We start from the raw sequence: 19,308 nt of genomic DNA on the forward strand, positions 1-19,308 counted from the left end.
CGCTTCACTGCGGGCGGCCTTGCGGACCTGAAGGTCCGGACCTGTCGGACACAGTGTTGACGCGGGATGGAGCAGCCCGGTAGCTCGTCAGGCTCATAACCTGAAGGTCGTAGGTTCAAATCCTACTCCCGCAACCAACGTCGCGACAAAAGAAACGCCCTCCGGGGCGTTTTTTTGTTTTCGGCGATATGCGTCCTGCCACTCGAAAGGGGTGCGGAGCGCCCCCGAATCGCGCTAAGGCTTGTTCAAATCCACAAATGCGATGGAGCGAGCCATGCGTGACTATCTGAAATTCTACATCAACGGCGAATGGGTCGATCCCGCGGGCGCCGCGAAGACTCTCGACGTTCTCAATCCCGCCACCGAAGCTGTCGCCGGACGCATCAGTCTCGGCTCCGCGGAAGACGTCGACCGTGCCGTGAAGGCCGCGAAGGCGGCGTTCCGCAGCTTCTCGCGCACCAGCCGCGCCGAGCGGCTCGAGCTTCTGCAGGCGGTCCTCGCCGAATACATGAAGCGCAGCGGCGAGATGGCCGAAGCGATCACCGAGGAAATGGGCGCGCCGGCGTGGCTCGCGAAGAGCGCGCAGGCGGCGATCGGCGCCGGGCATCTGCACACCGCGATCGAGGTTCTGAAAACCTACAAGTTCCACGAGCCGCGCGGCACGACGATGATCGCCAAGGAGCCGGTCGGCGTGTGCGGTTTCATCACGCCTTGGAACTGGCCGATCAACCAGATCGCCTGCAAGGTCGCGCCCGCGCTTGCGACGGGCTGCACGATGGTGCTGAAGCCCTCCGAAATCGCGCCGTTCTCGGCGTGGCTGTGGACGGAGATCCTGCACGCGGCGGGTGTGCCGAAGGGCGTCTACAATCTCGTGAACGGCGATGGGCCGAGCGTTGGCGCGGCAATCTCCTCGCACCCGGATGTCGACATGGTGAGCTTCACCGGCTCGACACGCGCGGGCGTCGAAGTCGCGAAGGCTGCCGCCCCGACCGTGAAGCGCGTCGCGCAGGAACTCGGCGGCAAGTCGCCCAACATCCTGCTCGATGACGAAGGCTTCGGCGATGCCGTGAAGCGCGGCGTCGCGCACGTCTTCAACAATTCCGGTCAGTCGTGCAACGCGCCGACGCGCATGTTCGTCCCCGCCGGCCGCATGGACGAGGCGAAGACGGTGGCGAAGGCGACCGCCGACGCGTGGGCGCCGGGCGATCCGAACGGCAACGCGCGCATGGGGCCGGTCGTCTCCGAGCTGCAGTGGACCAAGATCCAGGGCCTCATCCAGAAGGGCATCGACGAAGGCGCCGAGCTTGTCGCGGGCGGCACCGGCAAGCCCGAGGGGCTTGAAACCGGCTATTACGTGAAGCCCACCGTGTTCGCGAACGTCACCAACGACATGACGGTCGCGCGCGAGGAGATCTTCGGCCCGGTCATCTCGATCCTCGGCTACGACAATCTCGACCGTGCGATCGACGAGGGCAACGACACCGTTTACGGCCTCGCCGCCTACGTGCAATCGACGGACATCGAGAAGGCACGCGAGATCGCGTCGCAGCTTCGTGCCGGGCAGGTCATCATCAACGGCGCCGGCAGCGATCTGATGGCACCGTTCGGCGGCTACAAGCAGTCCGGCAACGGCCGCGAGTGGGGCGATCATGCCTTCGGCGAATTCCTCGAAACCAAGGCGATGATCGGCTACGGCGAGACGATTGCGGCCGAATAGACGCGGTCGAATAATCAGTCCTGCGCGTCCGGCACCACCCGGTAAAGGATGCGCAGCACGACGAGTACCGTGAGCCCGAGCAGCGTGCCGATCACCACGAGCGGCACCTGCCCGGCCCCACACGCGATGCCGACGGCGGCGCAGAGCCAGAGATTTGCGGCGGTCGTCAGGTTCTTCACCTTGTCCCCGCTCACGAAGATCAGTCCCGCCGCGATGAAGCCCACCGCCTGCGCGAGGCCTTCGATTGCGCGCAGCGGATCAGGCTGTGAGTTCTCGCTGCGGTGCGCTTCGAACAGCATCAGGGACGAAATCACGATCATCGCAGAGCTGAGCGCAACGAGCGCGTGTGTGCGAAGCCCCGCTTCATGCCCGCGCATCTCCCGATCGAAACCGAACGCAAGCCCGATCGCGGTCGCGGCGCCGAGCCGTATGGCGATTTCCTCCCAAGTCATGGGTGCTGAATTGCCGTGGCGCGCAAAGGTTCCCCTCGCTATTCGCAGCTTATCAGGAACGCGAGCTACGCGCCGCGCCGATCACATCACATACTCCGCCCGGTTGTGACAGCCGGAGACCCTGAATGTCCCTTCGTACACCGATCTGCGACCTGCTCGGCATCGAACACCCGATCCTGCTCGCCGGGATGGGCGGCGTTTCCTATGCGGAGGTGTGCGCGGCGGTTTCGAATGCGGGCGGGTTCGGCTCGCTCGGTATGGCGGGCACGAGCCCCGCGTTCATCCGCGACCAGATGAAGCGCGTGAAGGATCTGACCGACAAGCCCTTCGGCGTCGATCTCCTCGCCGCGCAGCCCGAAACACTCACCGAGAGCGTCGATGTGATCATCGCGGAAGGCGCGAAGGCGTTCATCGCCGGGCTCGGCGTGCCGACGCCGATCCTCACGCAGCTCAAAGCCGCCGGCATCGTCGTCATGTCGATGTGCGGCACGGTGGGCCATGCCGTGAAGGCCGCGGCGGCGGGCTGCGACGCGGTGATCGCGCAGGGCACGGAAGGCGGCGGGCACACCGGCAAGGTGGCGAGCGCGGCGCTCTGGCCGCAATGCGTCGATGCCGTCGACGTGCCGGTGATCGCTGCGGGCGGACTTTACGATGGGCGCGGGCTCGCCGCGGCGCTCGCCTTCGGATGCCAGGGCGTGTGGATGGGCACGCGCTTCATCGCCAGCCACGAAGCGCACGCGGGCCAGGCCTACAAGGACGCGATCGTCGCCATGCGCGACACCTCGACCACGATCAGCCGCGGCTTCACCGGCAAGACGCTGCGCGCCATCGCCAACGAGACGACAGACTATTTCGATCGGCATCCCGAAGACCTGAAGCCGTTCCCGCTGCAGGTGATGGAAGCGGCGCAGGCGAACCGTCTGGGGCCGATTGCGGGGCTCCTCGATATCGATCCGGCAACGCAGTGCCTCGCCGCGGGGCAGGGCGGCGGCGGCGTCGATGAGATCCTCAGCTGCGCCGAGATTGTCGAGCGCACGCTTGCCGAGGCACGGGTGGCTCTAGGCCGACTCCGCGCGTTCGGCTGAGGCCATCGCCAGCGCGGCGGCATAGTCGGGCGCAAAGCGCACCTTGCCGCTGCGGGGGCCAAGGCCGTTGCGGCGCAGCACTTGCGCGGGCTGCGGCTGCACGTTCGAGAAGATCACCTCTGCGCCGTGCCGGTTCGCCATGCTCACGAAATCCTTGATGCCTTCCACGCCGCTTGCGTCGAGCAGCGGCACCTCGCGCATCCTGAGGATGATGACGCGCGGCGGCTGGCCCATGCGGCGCAGCGTTTCCACGAGATCGGAGGCGACGCCGAAGAAGAACGGCCCCGTGATGCGGAACACTTCCACGCCCGGCGGCAGGTCGTCGCGCTGCCCCGCATCCTCGGTTTCCACTTCGTTGACCTTCACCGCCACCGTGCGGCTCATGCGTTCCATGAACATCAGGCAGGCGAGCGTAACGCCGACACCGATCGCGACGGTAAGATCGACGAGCACAGTGAGCGCGAAGGTGAGCAGCAGCACCACGCGGTCGCCCATCGGCATCGCGCGGATACGCAGCAGCCGCTCGTACTCGCTCATCCCCCACGCCACCATGAACAGGATCGCCGCCAGCGCGGCCATCGGGATATAGCCCATCAGCTTCGTGCCGAAGGCCATGAACAGCAGCAGGAACAGCGCGTGGAATATGCCCGCAACCGGCGTGCGTCCGCCGGCGCGGATGTTGGTCGCGGTGCGCGCGATCGCGCCCGTCGCCGGAAGTCCGCCGAAGAGCGCGGACGCGAGATTGGCCGCGCCTTGCCCCACGAGTTCCTGGTTGGAGCGGTGGCGATAGCCGGTCATGCCGTCGGCGACGACGGCGGAAAGCAGCGCCTCGATCCCCGCGAGGAAGGCGATCGTGAACGCCGCCGGAAGCACGGCGGTCACCTTCGCAAGGCTGAGCGCCGGAATGTGCGGCGCGGGAAGGCCGGAAGGGATATGGGGAAAACGCGAGCCGACCGTATCGACGGGAAGGCCGAGCAGCGACACGGCGAGCGCCGCCGCCACCACGGCGACAAGGAAGCCCGGCACCTTCGGCGCCGTACGGCGCAGCACGATGATGATGGCGAGCGCGCCTGCGCCGACGCCGAGCGTCGCCATGTCGATGGTGCCGATCGCATCGGCATAGGCGGCGAGTTTGGGCAGGAAATCGGCGGGCACTTCGGCCATGCGGAGGCCGAGGAAATCCTTCACCTGCGTTGCCGCGATGATGACGGCGATCCCGGCCGTGAAGCCGGTGACGACGGGGTGCGGGATGAACTTGATGAGGCTGCCGAGCCGCGCGTAGCCCGCCACGAGCAGGATCGCGCCCGCCATCAGCGTGGCGAGCACCAGCCCGTCATAGCCGTGCTGCGCGATGATATTGAACACGACGACGACGAACGCGCCTGTCGGCCCGCCGATCTGCGTACGCGAACCGCCGAGCGCCGAAATGAGGAGCCCGGCGACGACCGCCGTCACCAGCCCTTTGTCGGGCGAGGCGCCGCTGGCGATGCCGAGCGCCATGGCGAGCGGCAGCGCGACGATGGCGACGGTGAGCCCCGCGAGCGCATCGGCACGCAGCCGCGCCATGTCGTAGCCTTCGCGAAGCACGGTCACGAGCTTCGGCGTGAACTGGATGGGCAGGACGTCGCGCATGGGCAACCCCCGAAAATCTCGTGGAATGCCCTCTTGCTAGGCCTGAATTATGGCAAAATCATCCCGGAATGTTCCGGAAAATGTGGGCAGGCCTATCCCTCTTTCGGCGTCCCCGCTGCCCGCAGGATCGCCTTCTTGATGCGCGGATAGGTGCCGCAGCGGCAGAGGTTGGTGATCCCCGTCTTGATATCGTCTTCGGTGGGCTTCGGTGTGTCCTTCAGGAACGCCGCCGCCGCCATGATCATGCCCGGCTGGCAATAGCCGCACTGCGGCACCTGTTCTGCGATCCACGCCTGCTGCACGGGATGGCTGCCGTCTTTCGAAAGGCCCTCGATCGTGGTGACGAAGGTGCCTTCGATGTCGCCGATGTTCACCTGGCAGCTGCGCTGTGCCTGCCCGTCGATGTGCACCGTGCACGCGCCGCAAAGCCCCGCCCCGCAACCGAACTTGGTGCCGGTGAGGTTCATGGCGTCGCGCAGTGCCCACAGCAGCGGCGTGTCGGCCGGCAGGTCAAAAGCGACAGGATTGCCGTTGATGGTGAAGCGAGTCATGACGAGGTGAGATTTAGACGCAGAGGTGCCCGAATGGAACTGCAAACGCTGTCGCTCGCCGTTGCGGACGGAATCGCGCGTGTCACGATGACGCGGGCCGAGGCGCTCAACACCATGACCGAAGCGTTCTGGACCGAGATCGTGGAGGTTTTCGAGGCGATCGAGGCGGACCCGTCGGTGCGCGCGGTGCTGATCGTCTCGACCGGCAGGCATTTCACCGCGGGGCTCGATCTCGAATGGGCCGGCGCGGATCTGCTCGGCGCGGCAGATGGCGAGGTCGCGCGGCAGCGGCTGGCGCTCCGCCGCAAGGTTAAGGCGATGCAGCGGAGCTTCACGGTGATCGACGAGTGCAAGGCGCCGGTGATCGCGGTGGTGCAGGGCGGCTGCATCGGTGGTGGCGTCGATCTCGTCACGGCCTGCGATATCCGCATCGGCACGGCGGACTGCTTTTTCAGCATTCAGGAGATCAATGTCGGCATCGTTGCCGATGTCGGCACGCTGCAGCGCATCCCACACCTGCTGCCGCAGGGGCTGGTGCGCGAGCTCACCTACACGGGGCGGCGGTTCATGGCGGAGGAGGCCGCGCGCCATGGTTTCCTCAATCGCGTGCTCGCCGCGCACGACGAAGCCATCGCTGCGGGCGAGGCGCTGGCGCGCGAGATCGCATCGAAATCGCCCGTCGCCATTCAGGGCGCGAAGGCGGTGCTGAACCGCGGCCGCGACCAGAGCATCGCCGAAGGGCTCGATTATGTGGCGATCTGGAATTCGGCGTTCCTGCCCGGCGAGGATCTCGGCGAGGCGGTGGGCGCGCAGCTGCAGAAGCGCCCGTCCCGCTTCGAGGATGCGGTTTGAAGCGCAGGGCGTGCGCGCCGGAAAGCGCCGGGTGCGGCAAGCTATCGCTTGTTCGCGAATCCGGGCGCATCTATAAGGCGCGCCAAATCGATTCCGTCGGTGCGTTCGCGCGCCGGCTGTCCGTATTGGAACAAGTGGGGGTTTGATGCGCGGATTCAACAGCCGTTTCAGGGCATTGGCAGTCGCAGCGGCGCTGACGTTCGGCGCCGTTCAGGCACAGGCGCAGGATGCGGCGGCTCCGGCCGCCGGCACGGTCGAGCAGGCTGCTGCAGCTCCGGTCGCGGAAACGGCGGCACCTGCCGTCAATCTGGCGAACATGGGCACGGCGCCCGATGCCACGGTGGGTCAGCCGCAGGGCGGCTGGCACATTCAGCCGCAGGTGACCGAACTTGGTCAGCGCGGCTCGGATTTCAACACCGCGCTGCTTCTCATCATGGGCGTCATCACCGCCTTCGTGTTCGCGCTGCTGATCTGGTCGATGATCCGTTTCCGCCGCGGCGCGAACCCCGTCCCTTCGAAGACGACGCACAACGTGCTGATCGAGGTGGTCTGGACGCTGGTGCCCGTGCTCGTGCTCGTCGGCATCGCCATCCCCTCGTTCAAGCTGCTCGCCGCGCAATATGATCCGCCGAAGGCCGATCTCACGATCAAGGCGACCGGCCACCAGTGGTATTGGAGCTACGAATATCCCGATCAGGGCGCCTTCGGCTTCGATTCGGTGATGCTGTCGGATGCGGACGCCGCGAAGGCGAACGAACCGCGCAACCTTGCGGTCGATAACCGTGTTGTCGTTCCCGTTGGCGCCGTGGTGAAGGTGCTCCTCACCGCGTCGGACGTGATCCACAGCTGGGCGGTTCCGGCCTTCTGGGTGAAGATGGATGCCGTTCCGGGCCGCGTGAACGAAACCTGGTTCAAGGCGGAGCGCGAAGGCCTCTACTACGGCCAGTGCTCGGAGCTTTGCGGCACCAAGCACGGCTTCATGCCGATCGCGGTCGAGGTCGTGTCGCAGGACAAGTTCGATGCGTGGGTTGCCGCCCGCCAGGCCGATGCCGGTGTCGAGGTCGCGGCTGCCGCACCGGCTGCTGCTGCGCCCGCCGCCGCTGAGGCGCCCGCGGCTGATGCCGCTGCCGCCTCCGCTGCTGCACCGGAAGCGGCGCCTGCCGCTGCCGCTGAAACGCTTTAAGATCAAGTTCGGGTAGGAACGACACTCATGGCCGAGACCACCGCCGCCCACTACGACGCCCACGGCGATCACGCCCACGCGCATCACGACGATCATCACACGCCGGGCTTCTTCGCCCGCTGGTTCCTGTCCACGAACCACAAGGACATCGGGACGCTGTACCTGATCTTCGCGATCGTCGCGGGTATCATCGGCGGCGCGATCTCGGGCGTCATGCGCCTCGAGCTCGCCGAGCCGGGTATGCAGTACCTGCCGGTGTGGGCGGGCGGCAACGTCGATGCCGCCTATCACATGTGGAACGCGTTCATCACCGCGCACGGTCTCATCATGGTGTTCTTCATGGTGATGCCGGCGATGATCGGCGGCTTCGGCAACTGGTTCGTTCCGATCATGATCGGCGCGCCGGACATGGCGTTCCCGCGCATGAACAACATCTCGTTCTGGCTGATCATCCCCGCCTTCCTGCTGCTGCTCGCCTCGATGTTCGTCGAAGGGCCTGCAGGCTTCAACGGCGCGGGCACGGGCTGGACGGTCTATCCGACGCTCTCGACGAGCGGCCACCCCGGGCCCGCGGTCGATCTTGCGATCTTCTCGCTGCACCTTGCGGGCGCCTCGTCGATCCTCGGCGCGATCAACTTCATCACCACCATCTTCAACATGCGCGCGCCGGGCATGACCCTGCACAAGATGCCGCTGTTCGTGTGGTCGGTGCTGGTCACCGCGTGGTTGCTGCTGCTCTCGCTTCCGGTTCTCGCCGGCGCGATCACCATGATGCTGACGGACCGCAACTTCGGCACGACCTTCTTCGATCCGGCCGGCGGCGGTGATCCGGTGCTTTACCAGCACCTGTTCTGGTTCTTCGGTCACCCCGAAGTCTACATCATGATCCTGCCGGGCTTCGGCATCGTCAGCCAGGTCGTGGCGACGTTCAGCCGCAAGCCTGCCTTCGGCTACCTCGGCATGGCCTATGCGATGGTGGCGATCGGCTTCATCGGCTTCATCGTGTGGGCACACCACATGTACACGGTCGGCCTCGACGTGAACGTGAAGCTCTACTTCACGGCGGCGACGATGATCATCGCGGTGCCCACGGGCATCAAGATCTTCTCGTGGATCGCCACGATGTGGGGCGGCTCGATCAGCTTCGAAACCCCGATGCTGTGGGCGATCGGCTTCATCATCATGTTCACGCTCGGCGGTGTCACCGGTGTCGTTCTGTCGAACGCCGGCGTCGATACGATCATGCACGACACCTACTACGTCGTCGCGCACTTCCACTACGTGCTGTCGCTCGGCGCGGTGTTCGCGCTGTTCGCGGGCTTCTACTACTGGTTCCCGAAGATGTCGGGCCGGATGTACAACGAGGTCCTCGGCAAGCTGCACTTCTGGGTTTTCTTCATCGGCGTGAACGTGATGTTCTTCCCGATGCACTTCCTCGGCCAGGACGGTATGCCGCGCCGCTACCCGGATTATCCGGATGCGTTCGCCTACTGGAACCACATCGCGTCGCTCGGCTACGTGATCATGGCCGTCGGCATGCTGTTCTTCTTCGTGAACGTCATCATCTCGCTGATCGGCGGCAAGAAAGCTGCCGACAATCCGTGGGGTGAGGGTGCAACGACGCTCGAGTGGACGCTGTCCTCGCCGCCGCCGTTCCACCAGTTCGAGACGCTGCCGGAAATCAAGTAGGGCAGCTCTGGTGGCCAGCGTACCCGCCGTCTCCGTCACGCCGGTCAGCGACTTCGCTGACTGGCGCGACTATTTCGCGCTCTTGAAGCCGCGCGTGATGACGCTTGTCGTCTTCACCGGGCTTTGCGGCCTGCTGGCGGCGCCCGGCCATATTCATCCCGTGATCGGCTTCACCGCGGTACTCTGCATCGCGGTCGCGGCCGGCGCCTCTGGCGCGCTCAACATGTGGTACGAGGCCGATCTCGACGCGCGCATGAAGCGCACGGCGAACCGTCCGATACCTGCGGGCCGCATCGATCCGGCCTCGGCCTTCGGCTTCGCCGTCAGCCTTGCGATCGGCGCGGTCGCGGTGATGGCGCTCGCCGTGAACATGGCCGCCGCCGCGCTCCTCACCGTTTCCATCCTGTTCTACGTGTTCGTTTACACGGTGTGGTTGAAGCGCCGCACGCCGCAGAACATCGTCATCGGCGGCGCCGCAGGCGCTTTCCCGCCGGTGATCGGCTGGGCGGCCGTCACGGGCGACGTGACCGCGCTCCCCATCCTCCTCTTCGCGCTCATCTTCCTGTGGACGCCCCCGCATTTCTGGAGCCTCGCGCTCTTTGTGCGCGGTGACTATGCGAACGCGGGCGTGCCGATGCTGCCCGTGACGCACGGGGCGCGCGTCACGCGGGGCCAGATCCTCGCCTACACGCCGCTCCTCATCGGCGTCAGCCTCGTGCCGTGGGCGATGCACCTCACCGGCGCGATTTACGGCATGACGGCGGCTATCCTCGGTGCGGTTTTCATGGCGCTCGCGGTCGCGGTATTCCGCAACAGCGCGACCGATCCTGCCGCGATGCGCCCGGAACGCCGTCTGTTCGCCTTCTCCGTCCTCTATCTCTTCGTCATGTTCGGCGCGCTTGTCGCCGATCGCTGGCTGCTGGCTTGATCGTGGCGGACGACGACCTCCAGAAAAAGCGGAAGAGCCGCAATTTCGTGCTCGGCGCGGTTCTCATCGGGCTTGCCGTGCTGTTCTACGCCATCACGATCGCGAGGATGGGATGAGCGGCGAGCGCGGCATCCACCGCACCGGCCTCATCGCCGGCGGCGTCGCGGTGGCGATGCTCGGCCTCGCCTATGCGAGCGTGCCGCTCTACCGCCTGTTCTGCCAGGTCACCGGCTTCGGCGGCACCACGATGCGCGTGGATGAGAACGCGGTCCCGAATGCGGTCGACAAGGTCATCAAGGTGCGCTTCGACGCGAACATCGCGCCCGGCCTCGCGTGGACCTTCAAGCCCGTGCAGACGCAGGCGACGGTCCGCATCGGCGAGCGCAAGATGGCATTCTATCAAGCCACCAATCTCACCGACAAGCCGATCACCGGCATGGCGACCTACAACGTCTCGCCCGATACGGCTGGCGGCTATTTCATGAAGATCCACTGTTTCTGCTTCGATCAGCAGACGCTGCAGCCCGGCGAGACGGTGGATATGCCGGTCAGCTACTACATCGACCCGGCGATTCTGGAAGACGCGAGCGCGCGCCGGATCGACGAGATCACGCTCAGCTATACCTTCTTCCCACAGGAAGAAGAGACGAATAAGACAGCAGCCAATACGGCCGTGAAGGCGGCCGACGGAACACAGGGGTAAGACCATGGCCGGTGCCAAGAACCACGACTTCCACATCCTGCCGCCGAGCCCGTGGCCGCTCATCGGCGCGTTCTCGGCGCTGACGATGGCGGCCGGCGGTGTGGGCTGGATGCATGAGCAGGCGTGGGGCGGCTGGGTCTTCTTCCTTGGCTTCGCCTTTGTGCTGTTCACCTTCTACAGCTGGTGGTCGGACGTGATCCGCGAAGCGAACACGGGCGATCACACGCCGGTGGTGCAGCTTCATCACCGCTATGGCATGATCCTGTTCATCGCCTCCGAAGTCATGTTCTTCGTCGCCTGGTTCTGGGCTTATTTCGATGCCGCGCTGTACCCGGACACGGGCGAGGCGGTTGGCGGCGTCTGGCCGCCGCACGGTATCGAGGTGCTCGATCCCTTCGTCTACCCGCTGCTCAACACGCTCATCCTGCTGCTTTCGGGCACGACGGTCACGTGGGCGCACCATGCGCTCATCCACGGCGACCGCGAGGGGCTGAAGAAGGGCCTGTGGCTCACGGTGATCCTCGGCTTCATCTTCTCGTGCGTGCAGGCGTATGAATACAGCCACGCCGCCTTCGGCATGGCCGGCAACATCTACGGCGCCACCTTCTACATGGCGACCGGCTTCCACGGCTTCCACGTCATCGTCGGCACGATCTTCCTGATCGTCTGCCTCATCCGCACTTACAAGGGCGATTTCACGCCGAAGCAGCACTTCGGTTTCGAAGCCGCAGCTTGGTACTGGCACTTCGTCGACGTCGTGTGGCTGTTCCTGTTCGTAGCGATCTACGTCTGGGGCAGCGACTTCGGCGCGGCGGTCGTCGCGGGTCACTAATGACTTCGGGCCCGGACGGCGTCGGCGCTGTCGACCCGGTCCGGGCCGCGCTCAAGGGCTGCTGCCCGCGCTGCGGCAAGGGCAGGCTCTACCGCAATCTCCTTGAATTCACGGATCGCTGCCCGGCGTGCGGGCTCGATATCGCCGGCTTCAATGTCGGGGATGGGCCTGCCGCGTTCCTGATCTTCCTGCTCGGGTTCCTCGTCGTCGGTCTCGCCATGTGGCTGGAGTTCGGCGTGCATCCGCCGTGGTGGGTTCATGCGCTGCTCTGGCCGCCGATCCTCGTCGTGCTCACCGTGTGGGGCCTGCGCGTCGGCAAGGCGATCCTGCTCGCGCTCGAATTCCGGAACGAGGCCGCGGAGGGCCGGCTCAGCGACAAGTCTGATCGCTGATGCGCCTGCCGCTGCTGCCCACGCTGATGGTCGCCGTGATGGTGCCGGTGATGATCGGCCTCGGCTTCTGGCAGCTGCACCGCGCGGAATGGAAAGCCGATCTGCTCGCGCGGCTGGAAGCGCAGGCGAAGCTGCCGGTTCTCGAAACTTCCAGCCTTTCCGATGATCTGGAGTTTCGCCGCGTCCGCCTGATGGTGGAGTGTGCCGATCCGTCCGCGAAAGGCCGCAGCGGCAAGAACGCGGCCGGGAAGGTCGGCTTTTCGATGCTGCTGCTGTGCGATGCAGCGGGGCCGATCCTCGTCGATTCCGGCTGGTCCGATCGCCCCGATGGCTGGACGAAACTTGCGGCGCCATGGCCACCCAAAGGCGCGTTCGCCGTCACCGGCACGCTCGTCCGCACGGGTGGCGAGGGGCCGCGCTACACGCTCGTCTCCGAGGCTGCGCCTGCGCCGCTGGAGCCGAGCGCGCCGCCTTCGCCTGAAGATATACCCAACAATCACATGGCCTATGCCGTGCAGTGGTTCGCCTTTGCCGCCACGCTCGGCATCATCTATGCGGTCTACGTGTCGCGGTTCAGACGGGGGAAGTGATGGATTTGCCGAAGGTCGAGGTGCCGACGATCGCGATTGCGGGCAGCACACAGCGCTTCCCCGTGCGGCGCATCTTCTGCGTCGGCCAGAACTATGCCGATCACGCGCGTGAGATGGGCTCGAACCCCGATCGCGAGCAGCCCTTCTTCTTCTCGAAGCCCGCCGATGCGGTCGTCGAAAGCGGCGCGACGCTGCCGTTCCCAAGCCAGACGAGCAATCTCCACCACGAGGTCGAACTCGTCGTCGCGCTCGGCGCGGGCGGCAGCGACGTGGCGGTGGAGGACGCGGCGGCCATGATCTTCGGCTACGCGGTCGGCATCGATCTCACGCGCCGCGATCTGCAGGCTGATGCGAAGGCCAAGGGCCGCCCGTGGGATATGGCGAAAGGCTTCGATGCCTCTGCGCCCGTCGGCGCGTTGACGCCCGGCGCGCCGCCCGCTGCGGGTGCGATCACGCTCCGTGTGAACGGCGACCTCCGCCAGAACGGCGATCTCTCGCAGATGATCTGGAACGTCGCCGAGGTGATTTCCAAGCTCTCCACCTACGTGGCGCTCGCCCCCGGCGACCTCATCTTCACCGGCACGCCTGCCGGCGTCGGGCCGATCGTGGCGGGTGAAACGGTGGTCGCCGAGATCGCGGGCACGGCGCCCGTCGAGGTCCGCTTCTCTGCCTAAATCGATCCTCTGTGGCCGATGCGGTGCCAGCCCATGCTAAAACGAGGGTGCCTCACTGCCATCATTGCCATGATCTTGGTTATTGGCGGAAGTTTCGGCTGGTTTGTATGGCGAGTATCAGACTTTTCTCTGCCGCCCCTGGCACAAGGGATGTCGTCTAAGTTCGCATCCGGCAAACAGGTCTTCCGCGCACGGATCGAGAACAGCTATCCGACTGGAAGTTCCGAGGCCAAGCTTGTGTCTGACTTGGAATCTCAGGGGTTTGAAATCACGACATACCCAAATGGCCGTTCAAAAGCGGAATTGAGCCGCTTCATCGGTTGCGGAAGTAAAGTCTGGTCCGTGTATTGGTCCGCTGAAGAGGGAAAAGTGACAGATATCACCAGCATGTACGGGACCGTCTGCATATAGCCGTGCCGTCTGCAATCGCTGGTTTCAAAGCTACGCCTGATCCCTCCGATCGCGCCCCTCTGCCTTGATGAAGCTGATCTTGCCCTGCGGCTCGATGATCGCCCACGCGACATCCTTCAGCGAGGCGATCCCCGCGAGGCGCATCTCCGATTCGAGCTCCGCGCGGGTCATGCGATCCCGCCGCAAATTGTCCGTGATGATCGCGCCGTCGCGCACGACGACGCGCGGCTCGCCGTCGAGCAGGCGCTCCATGGCGGGGAACATGTATGTGATCCAACTGAGCAGCAATGCGAGGAAGCCGAAGGTGGCGACAGCGAGCATCGCGCCGGTGAGGCTGAAATCATTGTGCGTCACGCCCTGCTGAATGAGATCGCCCATCACGATCATCACCAGCAGCTCGAACGGCGTCAGTTGGCCAAGCTCGCGCTTCCCGAGCAGGCGCAGCAGCAAATAGAGAATGACGAAGACGGCCGAGGCGCGCAGCACGATATCCATCAGGGGCGCACCTCCAGCCGTGTCGCAAGCGCGGCGAGGGGCGTCTCTCCGTCGTAGAGCGTGACGTGGCCCGCGGTGCCGCCGACGAGTGCCGGGTTGATCTGCCCGTCCACCTTGATGAGCAGCGTGTCTCCCGCCGCCAGCGGCGCGTACTCGAAGCGGTAGCCGCCGCGTCCATAGCTTTCGTCGGCCGCGGCGGGGATCATCGTGTTGATCGTCAGCTCGTGCCAGTAGCGCGGAGATACTGCGATCACGGGCCGCGCGATCGCGTTCGCGGCGTCGATGCGCATACGCATTTCGAAAACCATGCCGCTGCGCGCGATTTTGGGCGCTTCCAGCGTCAGCCGCGCCTTCGGCCCGGCTGTGCTCTGCGAGGGGTTCGGAAAGCCGCCGAGCGCGCCTGAAACCGCGATCAGGATGATGGCGGCGAGAACGAGGAACGATAGCGGGCTCGCACTCCGCGGCCAGCGGCGCGTGAGGTGCGTTTCCGAGATGCCGTCTGGGTAGCGGTCGCCCATGTGTCTCTCCGGGGGCACAATCCCGGAAGGGGCGGAAGGTTCCCGCTCAGGAAAGCGCGGCGCCGCCGTATGCTGCGCCCGGGTAGCGCCCGACGAGCAACTGCCGCGCGCGCCGGATCGAGCGGATCGGCGGAAGCGCGATCAGGTCCGCCGATGCGGCGGGGGCAACGGGACGCAGGAACGCCGCGTCGAGCGCCGCGCGATCAATGCCGTCCATCGTTTCTGCCGGAAATCGGCGGCGCAGGTTCTCGCTCTCGTGCGCGCGCAGCAGGATCCGCGCCTTCAGGCGCCGCCCGACGGAAACCCGGATGGGCAGGCCCGCACAGACCTTGATCCAGCTGTTCCAGCTGATGCCCGCGCGGCGCATGATATCGCTCTGCGATCCGGTCAGCGGTGCGATATCCGCCACCAGCGCCGGGTTCACGATACACATTCCGGGGTTGCCGCGCGCCACATCCACTCTCCTCGCTTTCGCGTGTATGAAAGCCGCATTCCCGTGCGCGCCCATATTTTCTGTTTTCCGGGCCATGAAGATCGGGAATAGCGCCGGATTGTGCGCTATTTGTTGCGGTGTCCGCCGCTTCCCGATAAGTCCGCGCGGTCATGCGGTACATCAGCACGCGCGGGGGAGCACCCGCACTCGATTTTCGGGGCGTCACGCTCGCCGGTCTCGCGTCGGACGGCGGACTTTACGTACCGGAAGAATGGCCGGTGTTCTCGAAGGACGAGATCGCTGCGCTCTCCGGTCTCAGCTACGCCGACACGGCTTTCGCGATCTGCCGCCGCTTCACCGGCGATTCGATTGCGGACGCTGATCTCAAGCGCCTGATCGATGAAGCCTACGCGAGTTTCAATCACGCCGCGGTGACGCCGCTCGTCCAGCTTGATGAACGCCATTTCCTGCTCGAGCTGTTCCACGGTCCGACGCTGGCGTTCAAGGACGTCGCGCTGCAGTTCCTCGGCCTGCTGTTCGAGCATTTCCTTGAAGGTGCCGGTCGGCATCTCACGATCGTCGGCGCCACCTCCGGCGACACCGGTTCCGCCGCGATCCAGGCGCTCGCGGGCCGCGAGCATGTCGACGTGTTCATGCTGCACCCGGAAGGTCGCGTCAGCGACGTGCAGCGCCGCCAGATGACCACGGTGATGGCGCCCAATATCCACAACATCGCGATCTCCGGCACGTTCGACGACGCGCAGGCGATGGTGAAGCGCATGTTCGGCGACACGGACGTGACCGGCCGCTTCGAGATCAGCGCGGTCAACTCGATCAACTGGGCGCGCCTGATGGCGCAGGTCGTCTATTATTTCTACGCCGCCGTCCGCCTCGGCGCGCCGCACCGCGCGGTCGCCTTCTCGGTGCCGACGGGCAATTTCGGCGACGTGTTCGCGGGCTATGTCGCGGCGCGCATGGGGCTCCCCGTCGCGCGGCTGATCGTTGCGACCAACATCAACGACATCCTCCACCGCGCGCTCTCCGCCGGTGATTACTCCGCCGGCACGGTCACGCCCACCGCCGCGCCCTCGATGGACATTCAGGTGTCGAGCAATTTCGAACGTCTGCTGTTCGATCTCGCGGGCCGCGACGGCGCCAAGCTCACCGCGATGATGAAAGCGTTCGACGCCGCGAAGATGCTCGAAATCCCTGCCGACATGCGCGCCCAGGCTGCGGAGCGCTTCACAAGCTACCGCGTCGATGAGGACGAGATGGCGCTCACGCTGCGCTGGGCTTCCGAAAAGGCCGGCAACATCATCGATCCGCACACCGCGATCGGCCTTGCCGCCGCGCGCGCCGCCGATCTTGATCCCGCCATTCCCGTCGTCACGCTGGCGACCGCGCACCCGGCGAAGTTCCGCGACGCCGTCGAGCGCGCGACCGGCGTGCGCCCCGTGCTCCCCGCGCGCCTCTCCGGCCTCTTCGACCGCGAGGAAAGCTTCACGTCGCTTCCCGGCGACTACGCCGCCGTCCGCGATTTCGTCACGGCGAGGGCAACGCCCAGATGATGCGTCTCTCGACGCTCGCGAACGGGCTTCGCGTGGCGACGCGCGAGATGCCGAGCGTCGAAACGGTGTCGGTGGGCCTGTTCGCGGACATCGGCTCGCGCCATGAGCGCGCGCGCGAAAACGGCCTCGCGCACCTTTTCGAGCACATGGTGTTCAAGGGCGCGGGCGGCCGCAGCGCACGCGCCATTGCCGAGGCGATCGAGGACGTGGGCGGCGAGCTCAACGCCGCGACGAGCCGCGAGACGACCGTGTTCTCCGCCCGCCTGCTCGCGGACGATCTCGCGCTCGGCACCGGCATCATCGCGGATCTCGTGCGCCTACCGCATTTCGACGACGAGGAACTCGAGCGCGAAAAGCGCGTCGTGCTGCAGGAACTCGGCGAGGCGCGCGATACGCCGGGCGATATCATTTTCGACAATCTCCAGTCCGTCGCCTTCCCGGGCCAGCCGCTCGGCCGCTCGATCCTTGGCGACGAGGCGAGCGTCGGTGGCCTTGCCCGCGCTGATCTGCTTGCGTGGCAGCGGCGCTATCGCCCCGGCGGGATGATGCTGGTTGCGGCCGGAAAGGTCGATCACGACGCGCTCGTCGATCTCGCCGCGGTCCGCTTCGGCGATCTCCCGCACGCCGAACCCACGCTTCCAGAGCCTGCGCTGTTCGTGGGCGGCATTTCGGCGGACCCGCGCCGCTTCGAGCAGGCGCACCTTGCGCTCGGCTTCGATGCGCCGCGCGCGCTCGCCCCCGATTATTTCGCCGCGCGTCTGTTCGCGGAGGCCGTGGGCGGCGGCATGTCCTCGCGCCTGTTCCAGTCGGTGCGCGAGGAGCGCGGCCTTGCCTACAGCATCTACGCCGCGTTGCAGGCCTTCGACGATGCCGGGCTGTTCTACATCTACCTCGCCACCGAGCGGCGCGAGGCCGCGGCGGCGATGGCGCTCGTCCGCGAGGAACTGGCCGGTGCGGTGACAGGGCTCCAGCCCGCCGAGCTTGAGCGCGCGCGCGCGCTCGTGAAGGCCGGGCTGCTGATGAGCCTTGAAAGCACCGAGGGGCAGGCAAGCTATGTGGCGCGGCAGCTTGCACTCTGCGGCCGCCTTGTCGAGCCCGCCGAAGTCGTCGCCGAGATCGACGCGGTGACGCTGGAGGCGGCCCGCGCCGCGGGTGCCGCGATGCTCGCCGGGCCGTCGGCGCGCGCCTCCGTGGGGGCGGCCGAGAAGGCGCTCGCGGCCTGATGGCGCTCGCCACGCTCGTCACCGAACCCTGGGCCGATTTCGGCCTCGTCGACAGTGGTCACGGCCGCAAGCTCGAACGTTACGGCCCGTGGCGTTTCATCCGCCCGGAACCGCAGGCGATGTGGGCGCCCGCCACGGCCGATTGGCGTGCCGACGGTGAGTTCGTTGGCGGATCGGACGCCGAAGGCGGCGGCCGATGGACGCTTTCCCCGAAAGTCCCGCCAAGCTGGCCGCTATCGCGCGGCGGCGTGAAATTCTGGGCCTCGAACACGCCGTTCCGCCACCTCGCCTTCTTCCCGGACATGGCCCCGCAATGGGATTGGATCGCGGACCGTGTCGCGCCGGGCGACGAAGTGCTCAACCTGTTCGGCTACACCGGCGTCGCCAGCCTCGTGATGGCGGCGAAGGGCGCACGCGTCACGCATGTCGATGCGTCCAAAAAGGCGGTCGCCGCGGCGGTGGAAAACCAGAAGCTCTCCGGCCTCGGCGACGCGCCCATTCGCTGGATCATCGACGATGCGCTGAAGTTCGTGGAGCGCGAGGTGCGCCGCGGCCGCCGCTACGCCGGCATCATCCTCGATCCGCCCAAATACGGGCGCGGGCCCAAGGGCGAAGTGTGGGAGCTCGACGAAAAGCTCGCCGCGCTGATGGCGGCGTGCGCCGCGCTGCTGGATGATCGCTCGAAATTCCTCGTCCTCACGGCCTATGCCGTCCGCCTCTCCGCCATCGCCATCGCAAACCTCGCCGAGGAGGTCACCCGCCCGCTCGGCGGAAACTTGGAAGCGGGCGAAATGACGATTCGCGAGGAAGCCCGAGGCCTACTGCTCCCCACGGCGATCTTCGCCCGCTGGTCGCGGTGAGCAAGGGCACGCGTTTCCAAGGCAACGACACGGCGCGTGCATTCACCATCGAAGCGGTTCGAACGCTCGCTTCGCTCGATGCTATCCGGCGGCTTTTTCGTGAATACGAGGCGTCGCTCGATGTCGATCTCGCCTATCAGGATTTCGAGCCCGAGCTTGCCGGTCTGCCCGGCAAATACGCGCCGCCCGGCGGCGAACTGCTGCTCGCGACAACAGAGGATGGGTGCCCTCTGGCCTGCGCGGCGTTGCGCGCCATGCCTGGTCATGATGCGTGCGAAATAAAGCGGCTCTTCGTTCGTCCGGAAGCCCGGAGCATGGGTGTCGGCAGGACGCTTCTCGAGCGGCTCATCGAAACGGCGCGTTCACGCGGTTATCGGGAGATATGGCTGGACACGCTGCCGACGATGCAAGCAGCACAGCAGCTTTATCGTCGCTTCGGGTTCGCGCAGGCAGAGGCCTATTACGAAACGCCCGTCGCCGGAACGGTTTTCATGCGGCTGGAACTGTAAGGGAGCGCAGC

General features: G+C 66.1%; 21 protein-coding genes and 1 tRNA gene. 16 read left to right on the forward strand and 6 right to left on the reverse strand.

All coding sequences use genetic code 11. The features are described from left to right. Nucleotides 1-60: 60 nt before the first annotated feature. Both ACE3TJ_RS11815 and ACE3TJ_RS11820 read left to right on the forward strand, forming a co-directional pair. A tRNA-Met gene (locus ACE3TJ_RS11815) sits at nucleotides 61-137 on the forward strand. 137 nt (nucleotides 138-274) lie between these two features. Beyond that, nucleotides 275-1,717 carry an aldehyde dehydrogenase family protein gene (locus ACE3TJ_RS11820; RefSeq protein ID WP_374596327.1) on the forward strand — a complete coding sequence of 481 codons (1,443 nt, stop codon included), beginning with the start codon at nucleotides 275-277 and terminating at the stop codon, nucleotides 1,715-1,717. A 14-nt stretch (nucleotides 1,718-1,731) separates the two neighbouring features. On the opposite strand, the gene ACE3TJ_RS11825 is transcribed toward ACE3TJ_RS11820, so the two are convergent. Continuing rightward, the gene (locus tag ACE3TJ_RS11825; RefSeq protein WP_374596329.1) at nucleotides 1,732-2,169 is read right to left on the reverse strand and encodes an MgtC/SapB family protein; all 438 of its coding nucleotides are present in this window, start codon (nucleotides 2,167-2,169) and stop codon (nucleotides 1,732-1,734) included. A 125-nt stretch (nucleotides 2,170-2,294) separates the two neighbouring features. Here ACE3TJ_RS11825 and ACE3TJ_RS11830 point away from each other — a divergent pair, with 125 nt between their 5' ends. Continuing rightward, nucleotides 2,295-3,254: an NAD(P)H-dependent flavin oxidoreductase gene (locus ACE3TJ_RS11830; RefSeq protein ID WP_374596331.1), complete on the forward strand. Its 960-nt coding sequence runs from the start codon at nucleotides 2,295-2,297 to the stop codon at nucleotides 3,252-3,254. On the opposite strand, the gene ACE3TJ_RS11835 is transcribed toward ACE3TJ_RS11830, so the two are convergent. After that, entirely contained in the window at nucleotides 3,228-4,886 is a 1,659-nt protein-coding gene (locus ACE3TJ_RS11835) for a SulP family inorganic anion transporter (RefSeq protein WP_374596333.1), read from the reverse strand. The two genes, ACE3TJ_RS11830 and ACE3TJ_RS11835, sit on opposite strands and share 27 nt — an antisense overlap. Nucleotides 4,887-4,978: 92 nt before the next feature. Further along, nucleotides 4,979-5,437: a (2Fe-2S)-binding protein gene (locus ACE3TJ_RS11840; RefSeq protein WP_374596335.1), complete on the reverse strand. Its 459-nt coding sequence runs from the start codon at nucleotides 5,435-5,437 to the stop codon at nucleotides 4,979-4,981. 33 nt (nucleotides 5,438-5,470) lie between these two features. Here ACE3TJ_RS11840 and ACE3TJ_RS11845 point away from each other — a divergent pair, with 33 nt between their 5' ends. The 9 genes from ACE3TJ_RS11845 to ACE3TJ_RS11885 all read left to right on the forward strand — a co-directional run bounded on the left by ACE3TJ_RS11845 (nucleotide 5,471) and on the right by ACE3TJ_RS11885 (nucleotide 13,280). After that, nucleotides 5,471-6,289, forward strand: a complete 819-nt coding sequence (locus tag ACE3TJ_RS11845; RefSeq protein ID WP_374596337.1) for a crotonase/enoyl-CoA hydratase family protein — start codon at nucleotides 5,471-5,473, stop codon at nucleotides 6,287-6,289. A 145-nt stretch (nucleotides 6,290-6,434) separates the two neighbouring features. Then, nucleotides 6,435-7,472: a cytochrome c oxidase subunit II gene (gene coxB / locus ACE3TJ_RS11850; protein ID WP_374596339.1), complete on the forward strand. Its 1,038-nt coding sequence runs from the start codon at nucleotides 6,435-6,437 to the stop codon at nucleotides 7,470-7,472. A gap of 27 nt (nucleotides 7,473-7,499) precedes the next feature. Next, nucleotides 7,500-9,161, forward strand: a complete 1,662-nt coding sequence (gene ctaD, locus ACE3TJ_RS11855; RefSeq protein WP_374596341.1) for a cytochrome c oxidase subunit I — start codon at nucleotides 7,500-7,502, stop codon at nucleotides 9,159-9,161. A 10-nt stretch (nucleotides 9,162-9,171) separates the two neighbouring features. Beyond that, nucleotides 9,172-10,089: a heme o synthase gene (locus tag ACE3TJ_RS11860; protein WP_374596343.1), complete on the forward strand. Its 918-nt coding sequence runs from the start codon at nucleotides 9,172-9,174 to the stop codon at nucleotides 10,087-10,089. Between the two features lie 112 nt (nucleotides 10,090-10,201). Then, complete coding sequence (locus ACE3TJ_RS11865; RefSeq protein ID WP_374596345.1) at nucleotides 10,202-10,792, forward strand: cytochrome c oxidase assembly protein; 591 nt, start codon at nucleotides 10,202-10,204, stop codon at nucleotides 10,790-10,792. A gap of 4 nt (nucleotides 10,793-10,796) precedes the next feature. Then, nucleotides 10,797-11,624, forward strand: coding sequence for a cytochrome c oxidase subunit 3 (locus ACE3TJ_RS11870; RefSeq protein WP_121047109.1), 828 nt, complete (start codon nucleotides 10,797-10,799; stop codon nucleotides 11,622-11,624). Beyond that, nucleotides 11,624-12,016: a DUF983 domain-containing protein gene (locus ACE3TJ_RS11875; RefSeq protein WP_374596348.1), complete on the forward strand. Its 393-nt coding sequence runs from the start codon at nucleotides 11,624-11,626 to the stop codon at nucleotides 12,014-12,016. The genes ACE3TJ_RS11870 and ACE3TJ_RS11875 overlap by 1 nt, the downstream gene beginning before the upstream one ends. Further along, on the forward strand, nucleotides 12,016-12,606 hold the full coding sequence (locus tag ACE3TJ_RS11880) for an SURF1 family protein (RefSeq protein ID WP_374596350.1): 591 nt from the start codon (nucleotides 12,016-12,018) through the stop codon (nucleotides 12,604-12,606). The genes ACE3TJ_RS11875 and ACE3TJ_RS11880 overlap by 1 nt, the downstream gene beginning before the upstream one ends. Further along, the gene (locus tag ACE3TJ_RS11885) at nucleotides 12,606-13,280 is read left to right on the forward strand and encodes a fumarylacetoacetate hydrolase family protein (protein WP_374596352.1); all 675 of its coding nucleotides are present in this window, start codon (nucleotides 12,606-12,608) and stop codon (nucleotides 13,278-13,280) included. Before ACE3TJ_RS11880 ends, ACE3TJ_RS11885 begins: the two co-directional genes overlap by 1 nt. Before the next feature lie 441 nt (nucleotides 13,281-13,721). Here the strand turns inward: ACE3TJ_RS11885 and ACE3TJ_RS11890 are convergent, their stop codons facing one another. From ACE3TJ_RS11890 to ACE3TJ_RS11900, 3 genes are read right to left on the reverse strand one after another with little or no spacing between them, the layout of a single operon-like run. Beyond that, nucleotides 13,722-14,186 (reverse strand): DUF421 domain-containing protein, encoded by a 465-nt coding sequence (locus tag ACE3TJ_RS11890; protein ID WP_374596355.1) that lies wholly within the window; start codon nucleotides 14,184-14,186, stop codon nucleotides 13,722-13,724. Further along, complete coding sequence (locus ACE3TJ_RS11895; RefSeq protein WP_374596357.1) at nucleotides 14,186-14,704, reverse strand: hypothetical protein; 519 nt, start codon at nucleotides 14,702-14,704, stop codon at nucleotides 14,186-14,188. Before ACE3TJ_RS11895 ends, ACE3TJ_RS11890 begins: the two co-directional genes overlap by 1 nt. A 46-nt stretch (nucleotides 14,705-14,750) precedes the next feature. After that, nucleotides 14,751-15,158 carry a hypothetical protein gene (locus ACE3TJ_RS11900; RefSeq protein ID WP_374596359.1) on the reverse strand — a complete coding sequence of 136 codons (408 nt, stop codon included), beginning with the start codon at nucleotides 15,156-15,158 and terminating at the stop codon, nucleotides 14,751-14,753. Between the two features lie 149 nt (nucleotides 15,159-15,307). Here ACE3TJ_RS11900 and thrC point away from each other — a divergent pair, with 149 nt between their 5' ends. The 4 genes from thrC to ACE3TJ_RS11920 are packed head-to-tail and all read left to right on the forward strand — an operon-like array spanning nucleotide 15,308 to nucleotide 19,297. Then, on the forward strand, nucleotides 15,308-16,705 hold the full coding sequence (gene thrC, locus ACE3TJ_RS11905; protein WP_374596361.1) for a threonine synthase: 1,398 nt from the start codon (nucleotides 15,308-15,310) through the stop codon (nucleotides 16,703-16,705). Further along, a complete protein-coding gene (locus ACE3TJ_RS11910; protein WP_374596363.1) occupies nucleotides 16,702-17,928 on the forward strand; it encodes a M16 family metallopeptidase in 1,227 nt (408 codons plus the stop codon). Before thrC ends, ACE3TJ_RS11910 begins: the two co-directional genes overlap by 4 nt. After that, nucleotides 17,928-18,788 carry a class I SAM-dependent methyltransferase gene (locus ACE3TJ_RS11915; RefSeq protein WP_374596365.1) on the forward strand — a complete coding sequence of 287 codons (861 nt, stop codon included), beginning with the start codon at nucleotides 17,928-17,930 and terminating at the stop codon, nucleotides 18,786-18,788. Before ACE3TJ_RS11910 ends, ACE3TJ_RS11915 begins: the two co-directional genes overlap by 1 nt. After that, on the forward strand, nucleotides 18,785-19,297 hold the full coding sequence (locus ACE3TJ_RS11920) for a GNAT family N-acetyltransferase (RefSeq protein WP_374596367.1): 513 nt from the start codon (nucleotides 18,785-18,787) through the stop codon (nucleotides 19,295-19,297). Before ACE3TJ_RS11915 ends, ACE3TJ_RS11920 begins: the two co-directional genes overlap by 4 nt. Nucleotides 19,298-19,308: the final 11 nt, after the last annotated feature.

Source organism: Sphingosinicella sp., assembly GCF_041916975.1.
In the GTDB taxonomy this organism is placed as follows: domain Bacteria; phylum Pseudomonadota; class Alphaproteobacteria; order Sphingomonadales; family Sphingomonadaceae; genus Sphingosinicella.